Origin of the sequence: Parabacteroides gordonii MS-1 = DSM 23371 (genome assembly GCF_000969825.1) — a bacterium.
GTDB classification, from domain to species: Bacteria; Bacteroidota; Bacteroidia; order Bacteroidales; family Tannerellaceae; genus Parabacteroides; species Parabacteroides gordonii.
Genome location: NZ_KQ033920.1, coordinates 18,245 through 34,079 on the forward strand (window position 1 = coordinate 18,245; position 15,835 = coordinate 34,079).

At 47.1% G+C, this 15,835-nt stretch carries 12 protein-coding genes; 3 read left to right on the plus strand and 9 right to left on the minus strand.

Features of this window, described 5'->3' with window-relative positions; genetic code table 11:
- Positions 1-69 precede the first annotated feature (69 nt).
- The 3 genes from HMPREF1536_RS17100 (at position 70) to HMPREF1536_RS17110 (ending at position 4,005) form a co-directional block, all read left to right on the plus strand.
- Positions 70-1,647: a carboxylase gene (locus HMPREF1536_RS17100; RefSeq protein ID WP_028726843.1), complete on the plus strand. Its 1,578-nt coding sequence runs from the start codon at positions 70-72 to the stop codon at positions 1,645-1,647.
- A gap of 622 nt (positions 1,648-2,269) precedes the next feature.
- On the plus strand, positions 2,270-3,025 hold the full coding sequence (locus tag HMPREF1536_RS17105; RefSeq protein WP_028726842.1) for a DUF4469 domain-containing protein: 756 nt from the start codon (positions 2,270-2,272) through the stop codon (positions 3,023-3,025).
- A gap of 236 nt (positions 3,026-3,261) precedes the next feature.
- Complete coding sequence (locus HMPREF1536_RS17110) at positions 3,262-4,005, plus strand: sulfotransferase family 2 domain-containing protein (protein ID WP_028726841.1); 744 nt, start codon at positions 3,262-3,264, stop codon at positions 4,003-4,005.
- A gap of 110 nt (positions 4,006-4,115) precedes the next feature.
- Here HMPREF1536_RS17110 and HMPREF1536_RS17115 read toward each other — a convergent pair whose 3' ends face one another.
- The 9 genes from HMPREF1536_RS17115 to HMPREF1536_RS17155 all read right to left on the minus strand — a co-directional run bounded on the left by HMPREF1536_RS17115 (position 4,116) and on the right by HMPREF1536_RS17155 (position 15,812).
- Positions 4,116-5,795, minus strand: a complete 1,680-nt coding sequence (locus tag HMPREF1536_RS17115) for a sodium:solute symporter (protein WP_028726840.1) — start codon at positions 5,793-5,795, stop codon at positions 4,116-4,118.
- Between the two features lie 31 nt (positions 5,796-5,826).
- Positions 5,827-6,258, minus strand: coding sequence for a ribose 5-phosphate isomerase B (rpiB, locus tag HMPREF1536_RS17120; RefSeq protein WP_028726839.1), 432 nt, complete (start codon positions 6,256-6,258; stop codon positions 5,827-5,829).
- 101 nt (positions 6,259-6,359) lie between these two features.
- Complete coding sequence (locus tag HMPREF1536_RS17125) at positions 6,360-8,387, minus strand: transketolase family protein (protein ID WP_028726838.1); 2,028 nt, start codon at positions 8,385-8,387, stop codon at positions 6,360-6,362.
- A gap of 61 nt (positions 8,388-8,448) precedes the next feature.
- Positions 8,449-10,125 (minus strand): ribulokinase, encoded by a 1,677-nt coding sequence (locus tag HMPREF1536_RS17130; protein ID WP_028726837.1) that lies wholly within the window; start codon positions 10,123-10,125, stop codon positions 8,449-8,451.
- A gap of 3 nt (positions 10,126-10,128) precedes the next feature.
- Positions 10,129-11,637 (minus strand): L-arabinose isomerase, encoded by a 1,509-nt coding sequence (araA, locus tag HMPREF1536_RS17135; RefSeq protein WP_028726836.1) that lies wholly within the window; start codon positions 11,635-11,637, stop codon positions 10,129-10,131.
- A 35-nt stretch (positions 11,638-11,672) separates the two neighbouring features.
- On the minus strand, positions 11,673-12,356 hold the full coding sequence (gene araD, locus HMPREF1536_RS17140; RefSeq protein WP_028726835.1) for an L-ribulose-5-phosphate 4-epimerase: 684 nt from the start codon (positions 12,354-12,356) through the stop codon (positions 11,673-11,675).
- 208 nt (positions 12,357-12,564) lie between these two features.
- Positions 12,565-13,257, minus strand: coding sequence for an NUDIX hydrolase (locus tag HMPREF1536_RS17145; RefSeq protein ID WP_028726834.1), 693 nt, complete (start codon positions 13,255-13,257; stop codon positions 12,565-12,567).
- A gap of 26 nt (positions 13,258-13,283) precedes the next feature.
- Complete coding sequence (gene galK, locus HMPREF1536_RS17150; protein ID WP_028726833.1) at positions 13,284-14,429, minus strand: galactokinase; 1,146 nt, start codon at positions 14,427-14,429, stop codon at positions 13,284-13,286.
- A 99-nt stretch (positions 14,430-14,528) separates the two neighbouring features.
- A complete protein-coding gene (locus HMPREF1536_RS17155; RefSeq protein WP_028726832.1) occupies positions 14,529-15,812 on the minus strand; it encodes an MFS transporter in 1,284 nt (427 codons plus the stop codon).
- Between the last annotated feature and the right edge of the window lie 23 nt (positions 15,813-15,835).

A 15,835-nucleotide genomic window follows, 5' to 3' on the forward strand; every position in this document is an offset into this window, starting at 1 on the left:
TTATAAACCAAATCTTAAACGCCTCTGTTTTATATATAAAGTATGACAACCAACTAAACAAAAAGAAGTATGGCACATAAACTATCTATCCGCGACGTCACCCTTCGTGACGGTCAGCAATCCTCTTTTGCAACACGAATGTCTCAGCAACAGATCGACCGGGTTCTCCCTTTCTATCGAAACGTTGGTTTCTATGCAATGGAAGTATGGGGTGGAGCTGTTCCCGATATCTCCATGCGGTATCTGAATGAAGATCCCTGGATGCGTCTCGAGAAGATCAGGGCTGCGATAGGCAACGACACCAAACTTGCCGCCCTCTGCCGGGGACGCGACCTGTTCGGTTACAATCCCTATCCCGATGCCGTTGTAAAGAGTCTTTGCCGTAATACGATCGAGTCGGGCATCAATATCATGCGCATTTTCGATGCCATGAACGATGTCGATAATATGAAGTCAGCTATCAAATATACGGATCGTTATGGTGCTATGGTGGACTGTGCCGTCTGTTATGCCATCGATCCCCATCATTCCGCACTGGAACGTATCGAAGCCGCTTTGCACGGTCACTCCCTGCATAAACCGGTCTTTACCAACGACTATTTCCTGACGAAAGCACAGCAGATGGAGCATATCACTGCCGATATCATCACCCTCGAAGATGCCAACGGACTGATCACACCGAAGCGTACAGCCGAGCTCGTCCGCCTCTTCAAGAAGGAGCTGAAGGCACCGATCGACTTCCACACCCGCTGTACGGCCGGTTACGGTCTGGCTTCCATGCTTTCCGCCATCGTCAACGGGGTAGATATTGTAGACACCAACATCTGGTATTTCGCCGGCGGTTGTTCCGCTCCCGCCATCGAACTGATTTATGTATTCTGTAAGAAGATGGGTATCGAACTGGAGATCGATATGGAAGCCGTCGCCCGCATCAACGCCGAGCTATTCAAGATCCGCAAGGAACTGAAAGGCTACGACTCCGCCACCTGCCTTCCCAACCCCTTCGACCCGTTGACCGATAAACTGCCTACCGAGATCGACCGCTTCTTCAACGATGCTATCGAAGCCGCCCGCAAGGACAAGGAAGAAGACCTGCTCCTCTTTTGCCATGCCATCGAAGAATATTTCAACTTCCCCGATCCCAACGAACTGGTACAGAAATCGCAGATCCCGCTGGGAATGTACAACCAAATCGTATCGCAGTTGAAGCAGCAAGGCCATCCCGAGCTTCTGGAGAAAGCCATGCTCCTGATCCCCCGGATACGTATGGATGCCGGCCTACCGCCATTGGTTACTCCGATAAGCAAGGTGATCGCTTCACAGGTAGTTGCCAGTGCCTTGAGTGAAATGAACGGAGAGCCGTTATACCGGAAGCCTGTCTATCCATTTGTCGCCCTGGTCAGGGGTGAATATGGAAAGACCCCTTTGCCCATCGACCCGGAATTCCGTCTTCAGATAACCGGCGACCGGGAAGAGTGTTTCTACGATCCCACCGATTACGAGATGGAAGAGAATCCTATGATCGAGGAATTAGGTGTCCTGGTTGCCGAAAATGAGAAGGAAGTATTGTTGCTCGAACTGTTCCCGATGGTAGCCCGCAACTTCCTGACGAAACGTAAGAAAGAAAAGCATCAGGCTATGATGTAAAGATAAAACAAAAGCCCCGCAGATGATGAATGTTATCTGCGGGGCTTTTGTTTGTAGTGGATTTGAGCTGCTTTTATAGACATAGTCCATGAAGAACTATGTTATTGTGGATGCAAATATAGTAATTATGAGCAGATTCCAACTGTTGATGCGATTAATTATCAGGGGTTCTATGTATATTTTTGCTTCACAGAGCCCTTTTGGGTTCTTTTGTGTGTTCTCCTGTGATACCAATACGGGATTCCGGGCTCTTGCCTTATAGTCGTTTTAGAGGAAAAAACATATATATAACAACACTTTTTTCGGCTTAATACCCTGAATAAACAAGGGATAGACATAGTTCTTCATGGACTAATCAATAATAGAATAATATGCGAAACATAATACTGGTAACATCTGCTATTGCAGGCATCGTTATAACAGAAAGGCTGAAACATATAATGCAGAAGCAACAAACGACATCAAGGCAGATTCATTATCGAATATCTCTCCCCCTACCGTCACGGCGGTGTACCATATTGAATCCAAGAAAAAAACAGCCAATTAGCTACTCTTTTTCTACTAAATGAACAACAGGATTATCTCCGTCTAACCAGCGGACTAAACTTTTAAATATAATATCATGGCAGAAAAAACTATTCTAACCGTCGACCTGTACGATAACGTACTGACAGAAAAAGCCGGCGATTACTCCGGCAAGGTATCCATCACCGGAACTGTTCGTAACGCCGATATTGCCAGACGCATCATTAAGGAGCGTACTGAATATCGCTTTGAAACTATTCTTAATATCCTTGAACTGGCCGATCAGAAAAAGATTGAAGCTATCGCGGAAGGTAAAAGTCTGATTGATGGTGTAGGGCAATTCCTACTCAACATTATCGGCTCGTTTGAAGAAGCGGCAGTATTTAATGCCGATAAGAATAAATTCGGTATCACTTTTACCCCTGGTAAGGCTCTGCTGGATGCCCTCAAATTATTGGTACCCAATTTTAGAATTGCTAAAACCGGCCCGGTTATCAATAATATCACCGACTCGACTACACAGTCTGTCAGCCAGACGCTTACACCGAATGCTCCGGCTATTATTTCTGGTTCCGGCTTATTGCTGAAAGGTGATGACTCTTCGGTAGGTGTTTATTTTACTCCTGATGGAGATAACCAAACACCTGTCAAGGCCAGTTTGATCGTATCGAATACCACTTCGCAGATCATTATCCAGATCCCGGCATTGGCCGACGGACAATATCTGTTGAGTATCACTACCCAGGCTGGTGCGGGCTATTCTGTGGTGAAGGAACCGCGTACTTATCAGCTGCCTATCTTGCTGACCGTAGGAAGTGATCCGGGTGACGACGACCGTCCGGTTATTGAGTAACCGGTTATTGAGTAGGATGGGAAAACCGTTGTTGAGACTATGCCCGGCACCGGTATTCCCACTTGCCTCAACACCCTTGTTGGCACTAGTCTCAACACCGTTGTTCCCACCCTACTCAACAGAGGTGTCGATATCGACCTCGACACTGTTGTTGATATACCCCTTATGAATAAATGTTAAATAGAGCCGATCCGTGGACGACTTATAATTTGCTAATCCTATAAAGTTGAAAATAGATGATAATAGATAAGAGCCGCAAGGTAATTTACTTGCACAACCCGAAATGCGGGGGTACTTTTTTGAGAGATATCTATCAGGAGAAATATGGTGACACAGAGGCGATACGATGGTGGAAACTTTATTCGCGTGAACATGGTACCGATCTTGGGCATATCTCTTATGACGATTTACCACGTTTCGTACCAGACTTTGAAGAATATCGTTTGCTGATGATGGTACGTAACCCTTATAACCGTTTTATTTCCGGCTATAAAGAAACAAAAAGCCAGTTTAGTACACCTGTCAGGCTTGGGGGATTGATTAATTATCCCAGGGCATATTACGGAAGTGGAGAGGAATATAATAGGTTGAGCAAAGTAGAGAAAGTTTATGAACAAATGAAATCCGCCTTGCCTTTTACATTTTTACATGAGTTACGGAAAATACAACTTCTCTCTGCTCCGGATTTTTGTAAATGGCTTGGTTCTTCTAATAGAAAGAGACAAGACTTATTCCTGCGTAATAAACGGATACCTTGGCTAAATCCCCAAAGTGATTTCATCGGTTCGGGTGTTACTGTTCTGCACTATGAGTCGGTATCAGACTGGTCTGTTTTGTTTGAAGCCTTTGGTTTGATGGAATACTCCGGTCGTTTGTCTATCGCGAAGGATTATACTATGGATGAATCCTTTTACCGGATACTCGAAAGACTCTATCCCGACGATAAACAGTTATTTGATTGGTACAAGAAGATTACCTGACTTTATAGCTTAATATTCCTCTTGCCAGGACGCTAAAAACAAACATACCAATAAGTTCTCGTTTCAGACTTGAACCTATTGGTATGTGCTATTGAAGTTTTTGCTATCTCTTACCAGAAATAAATATAGAACGCAGCCGTAATCATCAGGATGATACAGGAATGTATCACATCCCATTTATTCCAGCTTGCACGGGTGGCAGCCCGTTGTTCCGAGGTAGAGGAGCCGAATGTGAGCCCTTGTATCTGTTCTGCCGGAGCTGCCGGGGTGAACTTACTGATGATGGCAATCGCAGCCAGACAGAATACCAGCATGCCACCGCAGAAGAACAACCAGTTCGTATCGAAGAACAGCCCTTTAAACCAGCTGTCGCCGGCATCTACACCTGCTGTCGTATAATAAACCTTCGCGCCGAGACGGGTGATACCGATAAAGAAACCGATGATCAAACCCCACATACCTCCCAGCGGAGTAGTCCGTTTGGAGAGGATACCCAGCAGGAACGCTGCGGCGATACCCGGAGCCAGTACAGACTGAACATCCTGCAGGTAGTTATATAATACCGAACCAACGCTCTTCATCACCGGAATCCAGAGGATACCTAGTACCACAACGACCACAGTAGCCAAACGTCCGACATAAAGCAGTGTCTTTTCACTCGCTTCCGGCTTGTATTTCTTATAGAAGTCGATCGTAAACAACATCGCCGACGAGTTGAACAGGGAAGCCAGCGAGCTCATCAAAGCCGCCAGGATACCGCAAACAACCAATCCCTTGAATCCGGCAGGCAACAATTGCGCAACCAGTGACGGGAAAGCGGCATCGGCCGTACTCATGGTGAAAGGAACGCCATTGATCATCACCCCGTTCTTCTGCATCGCAAAAGCAATCATACCCGGGATCAGGAACAGGAATACAGGAGTCAGCTTCAGGTAAGCACCGAAGATGGTACCGCGACGAGCCTGTTGCTCATTCTTTCCGGATAATACGCGCTGTACGATGAACTGGTCGGTACACCAGTACCAGAAACCGATGATGGAAGAACCGATCAGGGCACCCAGCCAGGGGAAGTCTGGATCGCGGTTGTCGCGGATCAGGTTCACCATTGTATCTCCGTATTCGTTGGCCGGAGTCAGGCTACAGGCAGCCAGTACCTGATCCCATCCGCCTACGGCTTTCAATCCCAGTACCAGGATCACCAGCGAACCCAGGAGTAGGATAGGGGTTTGCAGCACAGAAGTGTAAAGCACTGATTTCATACCGCCTACCACCGTATAAAGGGCAGTCAGTACCACCAGTCCGATGGCCGCGATCCAGAAGAAGTCGATGCCCCAGAGTTCCTGGATGCCGAACACTTCCTTAAATACCAGACCTCCGGCATATACCGTAACGGCTACTTTGGTCAATACATAGCTGACCAGTGAGATAAGCGAGAGGATGGTGCGTGATTCTTTGTTATAACGTTTCTCAAGGAATTCGGGCATGGTCAGTACCATGCTTCGTTCGTAGAAAGGTACGAATACCCAACCGAGGATAAGGATCATCCACCCCTGGATTTCCCAGTGTGCCATTGCCATACCGCTGGAAGCTCCTGCTCCGGCAAGGCCGATAAGGTGTTCTGAACCGATGTTTGATGCGAAAATGGAAGCTCCGATTGCCAGCCAGGTGGCATCACGGCCTGCAAGGAAGTAGTCGCCGGAGCTGTCTTGTTTTTGTTTAAATACCCATACAATAATCCCAATTAGAGCTATAGCGAATAGCCCTATTACAATATAATCTAATGTTGCCATAATAGTGTCTTACATGATATACCCGTTGTCTTTACAACGGGATTTTGTCAATTCGTCGTATATGCCGACCGCCTTCGAACGGGGTGTTCAGAAAGGCCTCGACAGTGCGAGTGGCTTCCTCTTGACTGATAAATCGACCGGGCATGACGAGTATGTTGGCATCGTTATGTGCACGTGCTAATTGTGCAATATCTTCCTGCCAGCACAGTGCGGCCCTTATTCCCTGGTGTTTGTTCAGAGTCATTGCAATACCGTTTCCGGATCCGCAGATAGCTATCCCGGGATATACTTCCCCGGCTTCTACCGCATGGGCCAATGGATGGGCGAAATCGGGATAATCGCAGCTCTCTGTCGAGCAGGTGCCGAAATCCTTATAGGCTAATCCTTTGGAGTCCAGTATTTGTTTTACATACTCTTTTAACTCGTAACCTGCGTGGTCACAACATAAACCTAGTGTTTTCATCTTTATCTGTTAGAGGCAGACTGGTAGCCCTGTTGTTACGATCGTCGTAACCGAGGTGTTGCGGGTATCGTAACAACAGGGCTTCCTTTGTCTTATGTTTCTTATGCTAATAATTCTTTTACCTGATTGTATACATTCTTTCCTGTGAAGCCCAGTTTTTCGTCCAGCACCTTGTAAGGAGCGGAGAATCCGAATGATTCCAGCCCCCAAACCTTACCGTTTGCTCCGACCAATCCTTCCAGATTGACAGGCAGACCGGCGGTCAGACCAAATACTTTACTTCCGGTAGGAATAACAGATTCCTGGTATTCCTTGCTCTGGCTGCGGAACAACCCTTCGGAAGGAACGGATACGACACGAACCTTTACGCCATCGGCACGAAGCAAGGCTGCTCCTTCTTCCAGGGTAGATACTTCCGATCCGGAAGCTACCAGGATAACGTCTGGGTTTACGTCGCTTTCTACAATATAGGCACCCTTTTCAGCCTGCAAAGCTTCGTCGTAACGATTGCCTTTGCTGGGCAGGTCAGTGATGTTTTGACGGGAGAGAATCAAAGCAGTAGGAGTGGCGGTATTTTCCATGGCCATCTTCCATGCAACTGTTGTTTCGATGACATCGGCCGGACGGAGAACCAGCATAGAGTTGTGTCCCTTATGGTTCTTTAGTTTCTCCATCAGACGGATCTGTGCTTCCTGTTCAACCGGTTCGTGGGTAGGCCCGTCTTCACCGACGCGGAAGGCGTCGTGCGACCAGATGAACTTAACCGGTTGCTCCATCAATGCAGCCATACGGATGGCAGGCTTCATATAATCGGAGAACACGAAGAAGGTACCGCAAGCTACGATCACACCACCGTGCAGCGACATACCGATACAAACACATGCCATTGTCAGCTCGGAAACACCGGCCTGGAAGAAGGCACCGCTGAAGTCGCCCTTCCGTAATGAATGTGTTTTCTTCAGGAAACCGTCTGTCTTGTCCGAGTTGGAAAGGTCGGCAGATGAACAGATCATGTTTTCAACCTTTGTGGCCAATATGCCCAGTACAGTGGCGGATGCGGCGCGGGTTGCCTGGTTTGCTTTCTGTTCGATAGCTGCCCAATCCAGTTGAGGAGCCTGGCCGGAGAACCAGAATGCCATCTTTTCAGCCAGTTCCGGGTTTGCTTTCGCCCATGCGTCTTTAGCGGCATAACGTTCGGCTACGATAGCTTCCAGTTCTTTGGCACGCTTTGCATATAGTTCGGCAACGTCGGGGAATACGCTGAAGGGATGCTGAGGATCACCTCCGAGGTTCTTGATTGTTTCTTCGATAGATGCACCGGCAGCAGAGAGGGGTTGACCGTGAGTGGATACTTTGTTTTCGTAACAGCTCTGGTCGGCTCCCCGGGCTCCTTTACCCATGATGGTATTACCGATGATCAGGGTAGGACGGTTGGCTTCGGCTTTCGCTTCGTCCAACGCCTTGCGGATCTCATTTACGTCGTTTCCGTTGATGGTGATTACCTTCCAGCCCCATGCTTCGTATTTCATGGCAACGTTTTCAGACGTTACTTCTTCTACGGTTGTAGAGAGCTGGATGTTGTTGGCATCGTAGAACATGATCAGGTTGTCGAGTCCCAGTGTTCCGGCAACGCGTCCGGCACCTTGTGAGATCTCTTCCTGGATACCACCATCGGATATATATGCGTAAATAGTTTGATTCATTACGTCTCCCAGACGGGCTTTCAGGAACTTGGCAGCGATAGCGGCACCCACTGCGTAGGTGTGGCCTTGTCCCAGCGGGCCTGAGGTGTTTTCGATACCCCGCTTGATGTCTACTTCAGGATGACCCGGAGTAGGGCTTCCCCACTGGCGGAACTGTGACAGTTCTTCCATCGTGAATTTGCCTGTCAGGGCGAGGGCTGAATAAAGCATGGGCGACATGTGTCCCGGATCCTGGAAGTAGCGATCCCTGCCTTCCCATTCCGGGTTCTTAGGATCATAGACCAAATACTCAGAGAATAGTACATTGATAAAATCTGCACCACCCATTGCACCACCCGGATGACCGGAGTTAGCCTTTTCTACCATTGACGCTGCCAGGACGCGGATATTGTCCGCTGCTCTGTTCATTACTTTAATATCGTTCATTTTGATGAATTAGTTTAATTTTTGTACAAAGATAGGGAATCTCTTCATATAGACCGCCATATCATACAAACAATTCATTTTCGGTAAAGTTTCCTAATTTGCGATATTTCTCATATAGAGCCAGATAGGCTTGGTGACTCTCGTGATTCGGATAGTATTCTTTCGCGAATCCTTGTCCCATAGCTTGCTGTGCTTCTTCCACTTTAGTGTATACACCGGCAGCTACTGCGGCGAACATGGATGCACCGAAGGCACAGGCTTGTTCTGCTTTGGCTACTTTGATCGGCATATTGAGTACGTCGGCCAAGGTCTGCATGACGAACGGTGATTTCAGGGAGATACCTCCGATGCCGATCACGCTTTCTATCTTGATACCGTTTTCGAGGAAGCGGTCTACGATGGCTTTCGATCCGAAAGCGGTCGCTTCGACCAGTGCACGGAAGATAAGCGGGGCGGAGCTTGCCAGGTTCAGGCCGGTGATCGTTCCTTTTACCAGCTGGCTGGCATCCGGTGTGCGGCGTCCGTTCATCCAGTCTACTGCCAGGATGGTGCTTTCGCTTACCGGTACTTTGGCTGCTTCTTCGGAAAGGGCGGGGATGATCTTGCCGGCCGTTTCTTCGATCAGCTTCGCTTTGGTCTCCGCATCGATCAGGTTGCTCTTGGACAGGATGTTTTCGAGCGGCCAGGCCAATACGTTCTTGAACCAGGCGTAGATGTCGCCGAATCCGGATTGTCCGGCTTCCAGTCCGACCATGCCGGGGATAACGGAGCCGTCTACCTGTCCGCAGATTCCGGGCACTAGCTTGTCGCCCATCTCTTCGTAAGAGGAAACCATGATATCGCAGGTGGAAGTACCGATCACGCGGACAAATGTACGCGGGGTGATCTCTGCACCGACGGCACCCATGTGGCAGTCGAAGGCTCCTACGGCAACGGCAACGTTGGTTGTCAGCCCCAGGCGTTCAGCCCATTCTTCTGTCAGGTTACCTACTTGTGTGTCGCTGGTATATGTCTTTTCAAACAGGTGGCTACGGAAGCCGGCCAATAACGGTTCGAGCGTGGTCAGGAACTCCTCTGAAGGAAGTCCGTCCCATTTCTCCAGCCACATGGCTTTGTGTCCGGCCGCACAACGGCTGCGGTACACTTCTTCCGGTTTGCTCTTTCCTGTGATCAGGGCGGGCAACCAGTCGCAATGCTCGATCCAGGCATAGGCTGCCTGGCGGATGCTTTCGTCTTCACGGAGCACGTGTACCATCTTGGCCCATACCCACTCGGAAGAGTAGATGCCACCTTCGTAGGCTGTGTAGTCGATTCCCCAGCGTTTAGCCAGTTCGTTGATCTCGGCAGCTTCTTTGATGGCTGTATGGTCTTTCCAAAGTACGAACATGGCGTTCGGGTTCTCGGCAAACTCAGGCAGCAGGGCGAGGGGAGTGCCTTCTTTGTCTGTCAGGACGGGGGTACTGCCGGTTGTATCGAAAGCGATGCCGACTACCTTTTCAGCAGTCCCTGCCGGACATTTGGCTAAGGATTCCTTTATTGTCGTTTCCAGTCCTTCGATATAATCCAACGGATGCTGGCGGTAGCGATTCTTTAGCGGATCGCAGTATTTACCTTCCATCCAGCGTGGATAATATTTAACGGCGGAAGCCAGTTCCTCCCCTGTCTCTGCGTTTACGATTACGGCGCGGCAAGAGTCGCTACCGTAATCCAAACCTATTACATATCTTTCGTTAGCCATAGTTTAAGACTGTAATGCGCGGTTTAACATATAATACAGGTCGTTGTACTGTAATTCCTTCTTGAAGGAAGAAATTGTTGTATCCTTGTCGATAACCACCATTTCGATACCGGCAATGTCGGCATAATCTTCCAGGTATTCTACTGTCAGGTCGTACGAGAAGCTGGTGTGGTGTGTTCCTCCGGCCAGTATCCAGGCAGCGGCACCGATTTCGAGATTGGGTTGCGGAATCCACAAGGCGCTGGCAACAGGAAGTTTAGGAAGCGGCTTGCTCTTGATGCAGTCCACTTTGTTTACGATGAGACGGAAACGGTTACCCATGTCGACGATAGTGGCGGCAACCCCTTCACCCGGTTTGCTGGTGAAGACCAGGCGGGCTGTTTCGCTGTCGATACCGATGCTCAGGCGGTGTACTTCCAGTTTGGGCTTCTGTTCGGCGATAAGCGGACAGATTTCCAGCATGTGGGCTTGCAGGATGGCGCTTTGTTCGCCGTCGAAGTTCAAGGTGTAATCTTCAAGGAAAGAGCAGCCTTTCGGCATTCCCTGGCTCATGTACCACATGGTGCGGAACAATGCGGCGGTTTTCCAGTCGCCTTCTGCTCCGAAACCATACCCTTCTGCCATCAGGCGTTGTGAAGCCAGTCCGGGAATCTGGTCGAAATTACCCAGGTCGTTGAAGTTGGTGGTGAAAGCTTTTGCTCCTTTTTCTTTCAGGATACGGCGGATAGCGATTTCTGCTTTAGCCGAGTTCCATACTTTTGTGTAGGCTTCTGTTGTCTCGTCTTCCAGCTCGGGAGCGTGGTCGTAGTCTGCAAAATATTGCTGAACAAGGGCGCGTGTGTCTTTGTCGTCGACAGCGTTGTAATATGCCATTACATCGTTTATCGGGCAATAGTCTACGTGATAACCCAACTTCAGTTCGGCTTCCACCTTGTCGCCATCTGTTACGGCCACATTGTTCATCTGGTCGCCGAAACGGATGATCAGCATATCCTGTGAATCAGCCCAGGCAGCGGCAACGCGCATCCATACGGCAATACGGGCTTGTGCTTTTTCATCCTGCCAGTGGCCGACCACTACTTTGCGGTTCTTGCGCATACGGCTTACCATGTGGCCGAATTCGCGGTCGCCATGTGCTGACTGGTTCAGGTTCATGAAATCCATATCCATTGTTTCCCAGGGGATTTCTTTGTTGAACTGGGTGTGGAAATGCAGTAACGGTTTCTTCAATTCCTGCAATCCGTGGATCCACATTTTGGCAGGAGAGAAAGTATGCATCCAGGTGATAACACCGACACACTTTTCATCATTGTTAGCTGCTTTGAAAGCTGCGGTAACTTCTTTGGCAGAGTTAACAGTTCCTTTGTAGACAACCTTAATAGGTAGATTTCCTGATTCATTGAGACCTTTTACCATCTCGTTGGAATGTGCATCTACTTGTACGACTGCGTCGCCTCCGTACAGAAGCTGGGCTCCTGTAACGAACCATACTTCTAAGTCTTTAAAATTCATGGCTTGTTGATTTAATAGTTATAATGATTGTTTTATTATTGTCCGTAGTAAGCATTGGGGCCGTGTTTGCGGTAAAAATGCTTAGTTATCAGATGTTTGTTCATTGTCAGCTGTGGGTTGATACCATAAGAGATATAAGCCATTTTGGCAACTTGCTCCATTACGACTGCGTTATGTACGGCATCGTCGGCATTTTTACCCCATGAAAACGGCCCGTGATTCTCTACCAGTACGCCGGGTATATGAACCGGATTCAGGTTCTTGAATCTTTCAACGATCACGTTTCCTGTTTCTTTCTCGTATTCACCTTCGATCTCTTGCCGGGTCATTTGCCGGGTACAGGGAATCGCGTCGCTGAAGTAGTCAGCATGCGTTGTCCCTATATTGGGTATATCCCGTCCGGCCTGTGCCCAGGATGTTGCGTAGGTGGAATGTGTATGTACGATGCCGCCGATTTCCGGAAAAGCATTATATAGTACCAGATGAGTAGGAGTGTCAGACGATGGCTTCAATGTTCCCTCCAGGATATTTCCCTGTAAGTCGAGAACAACCATATCGCTGGCTTTCATTGTTTCGTAAGAAACTCCGGATGGCTTGATCACAACCAAACCTTTTTCGCGGTCAATTGCGCTTACGTTTCCCCAGGTAAAAATGACTAATCCATGTTTTACCAGATCTAAGTTGGCTTTGAAAACCTTTTCTTTTAATTCTTCAACCATTACCGTATTGTTTTGTGGCTTGTTATATACTTAATATATAGTTTTATATATGATAATAAGTATAGCGTAGTACACTTATTATTCGATGGTGTAAAAGTAACACCTTATTCGCATAATGGTACAAAAAAAGCTATGTTTTAAAACATAGCTTGTAACTTTTTAAGAGTGTTGATAACAAGTAATAAGAGAAGTAGTCCTATGTCCTTTATTATAAGGAGAAATAGAATCCCTGATCGAGCAACCTGTCATACTTTTCTTTGTTGAACATATAATAGAACGCACCTCTTTTAGAACTCTTTTTATCCTTCTCGTCAAGCTTTTCAAGGATGTCCATCGAATTGAGTTTCTTGCGGAAATTACGTTTGTCCAGTGGAGTCTGGTAAATAGCTTCGTACAGACTTTGAAGCTGGGGAAGGGTGAATTTTTCCGGGAGAAGATTGAAGCCGACAGGACGGGTTGCTGCTTTTCTCTTCAAACGAGCTAACGTATCCGTGATCATTTGATTATGGTCGAAGATCAGGTCGGGCACTTCGCTTAGTTTAGTCCATTCGGCGTTATGCTCTTTCAGTAATTCCGGATTGAAGTCATTCATATTGACCAATGAATAGTATGCTACGGAGATAACCCGTTCCCCTAAGTCGCGGGTAACATCTCCGTAAGCACCTACCTGTTCCATAAAAAGATTATCAATACCGGAGCATTCGGTAAGTACGCGTGAAGCCGCTTCGCCGATGCTTTCGCCGGATTTGATAAAACCGCCCATCAGAGACCACTGTCCTTGTAGTGGCTCAAAATTCCGTTTGTAAAGTAAAACATTGAGTTCACTGTTGTTAAACCCCAGGATGATACAATCTACTGAAACAAAAAATTTGACTTCGTTCTGATAAAATGCGGCTGTCATGATTTTATGGATATTGAATTAATTTATTAAGCGAGTTTGCGTGCGCCGTCGCTGATGACTACTTCGTATACTTTAGGTTCGTGTCCGAATTTCTTTGTATAAGAATCGAATGCTTCCTTGATGAATGCATCATGCAGTTCGTCTTTTACAAGGTTGATTGTGCAACCACCGAAACCGCCACCCATTACACGTGAACCGGTTACGCCACATTTCTTGGCTACATCGTTCAGGAAGTCTAATTCTTCGCAACTTACTTCGTATAGTTTGCTCATGCCGTGGTGCGTTTCGTACATTTTCTGTCCTACGGTTTCGTAGTCGCCTTTTTCCAAAGCTTCGCAAACGTCGAGTACGCGTTGTACTTCTTCGATCACGTATTCGGCACGCATATAGTCTTCAGCGCTGATATCGCCTTTTACTTCATTTAGCATCTCCATAGTGGCATCACGCAGGAATTCTACTTCCGGATGATTGCGACGGATGGCTGCAGCTGCGTTTTCGCAAGACTGACGGCGTTTGTTATAAGCGGAAGAAGCCAGTTCGTGTTTAACCACAGAATCCAGCAAAACCAGTTTATAACCTACCGGGTTGAACGGGAAATATTTATATTCCAAAGAACGACAATCCAAGCGGATCAGGCTTCCTTCTTTACCGAATACAGAAGCGAACTGATCCATGATACCACAGTTAACACCACAATAATTATGTTCTGTTGACTGACCGATCTTTGCTAATTCGAATTTGTCGATACCCAGAGAGAAGAGGTCATTCAATGCAAATGCATAAGTACTTTCCAAAGCGGCAGATGAAGACATACCGGCACCTAGAGGTACATCACCGGCAAATACAGTATCAAATCCCTGGATCTGGCCACCACGTTTGATGATCTCACGGCATACACCGAAAATATATCTTGCCCAGCTAGCTTTTGGTGCATCTTCTTCATTCAAACCGAATTCTGCGTAATCGTTCAGGTCGATAGAGAAAGCACGAACTTTGCCTGTGCCGTTCGGTTTGATCTCAGCGATCATCCCTTTATCGATAGCCCCCGGAAATACGAAACCACCGTTGTAGTCTGTATGTTCACCGATCAGGTTAATACGACCGGGAGAAGCATATACAGCACCTTCTGTATTGAATAACTCTTGAAATTTATTTCTGATTTTTTTCTGCATGATATTATTACTTTTAAAGGTTATATAAAAGATGAAGAAATTATCCGACCACAAATATAGTTAGATAATTTCTTCAATCATCAATTTTACACTTATTTTTTATTTAACAGGAATATCTGTATTAACATTCTTACATCCGATCAGAGCGTAGAACAACAGGTAAGCCAAAGCGATAATGATTACGACGAAGCTAGCCATAAATCCAACAGAGTCGGAAACGGCACCCTGAAGTAATGGCAACAGACCACCACCGCAAACTAATACCATAAACAAACCGGAAGCAGCTTCTGTGTATTTACCCAGACCTTCAACAGCCAGATTGAAAATACCACCCCACATGATAGAAGTACAAAGTCCGCAAAGCGCAAAGAACATGATGCTAATGGGCACCTGTGCCATACCGAATGAGATATCGCTCATAAATACCGGCATACTTACATGAGTAGTGATCGGGCTGATAAATGCCAGCGCGATGAAGATAAGTCCTAAAGTAGAAGCAAAAGTAAGCATCTGTTTACTTGAGAACTTAGCACCCAGTGATGCACCCACCAAACGGCCGATCAACATCAGGAACCAGTAAGTACCAACTACTGATCCGGCAATTGTAGAGTCGATAGCCAGACCGCCACCAGCTTCCGGAGTCATCATAAACAGACCTGCGAAGTGAGGAATACCAACTTCAATACCTACGTATACGAAGATAGCCAAAGCACCCAGTTTGAAGTGACGGAATGACAATGGGCTGTGAGTATCTTTTACATCTTTCTTTGCTGTTGACAAGTTTGGTTCCGGGATATTCATGATGAACAACACTACAAATGCAATAGCGAAAATAGCCATAGCGATATACAATGCCGGCAGTGCTTTTGCTATTGTACGTTCTTCAACAACTGTACCCATCAGGTAACCAACCAATACAGGAACGATTGTTGCAGACAAAGAGTTCAGAGAACCACCAGTTTGGATTAACTGGTTACCTTTCTTACCGCCGCCACCTAATGTGTTCAACATCGGGTTAACTACTGTATTCAACATACACATAGAGAAACCTGATACGAAAGCACCGGTTACATAAACGGCAAATCCCATAGTTGAGGAAAGTGCCTGAATACCTACACCAACAAAACCGACAACGATTGCGATCAATGCCGTTTTCTTATAACCGATCTTCTGCAATAACAGACCGGAAGGGATACCCATAAAGGCGTAAGCGATAAAGTTAGCAGCAAAACCTAAAGTTGCCTGCAGGTTGGTTGCACCGAATTCATTCTGAACGATGGCACCGAACGGTTGCGGCAGACCGGTAACGAAAGAGATCATTGCGAATAATGCGAACATCATCGCAATGGGTAGCGCGTAATTCTTCTTTTTAGTAGATTCCATTTCTTTTGATTATTTAGATTATT

Bases quoted from the DNA above. Each gene is read 5' to 3' on its own strand.
- HMPREF1536_RS17100 (WP_028726843.1), top strand. From the start codon at position 70: ATGGCACATAAACTATCTATCCGCGACGTCACCCTTCGTGACGGTCAG.
- HMPREF1536_RS17105 (WP_028726842.1), top strand. From the start codon at position 2,270: ATGGCAGAAAAAACTATTCTAACCGTCGACCTGTACGATAACGTACTG.
- HMPREF1536_RS17110 (WP_028726841.1), top strand. From the start codon at position 3,262: ATGATAATAGATAAGAGCCGCAAGGTAATTTACTTGCACAACCCGAAA.
- HMPREF1536_RS17115 (WP_028726840.1), bottom strand. From the start codon at position 5,795: ATGGCAACATTAGATTATATTGTAATAGGGCTATTCGCTATAGCTCTA.
- rpiB (WP_028726839.1), bottom strand. From the start codon at position 6,258: ATGAAAACACTAGGTTTATGTTGTGACCACGCAGGTTACGAGTTAAAA.
- HMPREF1536_RS17125 (WP_028726838.1), bottom strand. From the start codon at position 8,387: ATGAACGATATTAAAGTAATGAACAGAGCAGCGGACAATATCCGCGTC.
- HMPREF1536_RS17130 (WP_028726837.1), bottom strand. From the start codon at position 10,125: ATGGCTAACGAAAGATATGTAATAGGTTTGGATTACGGTAGCGACTCT.
- araA (WP_028726836.1), bottom strand. From the start codon at position 11,637: ATGAATTTTAAAGACTTAGAAGTATGGTTCGTTACAGGAGCCCAGCTT.
- araD (WP_028726835.1), bottom strand. From the start codon at position 12,356: ATGGTTGAAGAATTAAAAGAAAAGGTTTTCAAAGCCAACTTAGATCTG.
- HMPREF1536_RS17145 (WP_028726834.1), bottom strand. From the start codon at position 13,257: ATGACAGCCGCATTTTATCAGAACGAAGTCAAATTTTTTGTTTCAGTA.
- galK (WP_028726833.1), bottom strand. From the start codon at position 14,429: ATGCAGAAAAAAATCAGAAATAAATTTCAAGAGTTATTCAATACAGAA.
- HMPREF1536_RS17155 (WP_028726832.1), bottom strand. From the start codon at position 15,812: ATGGAATCTACTAAAAAGAAGAATTACGCGCTACCCATTGCGATGATG.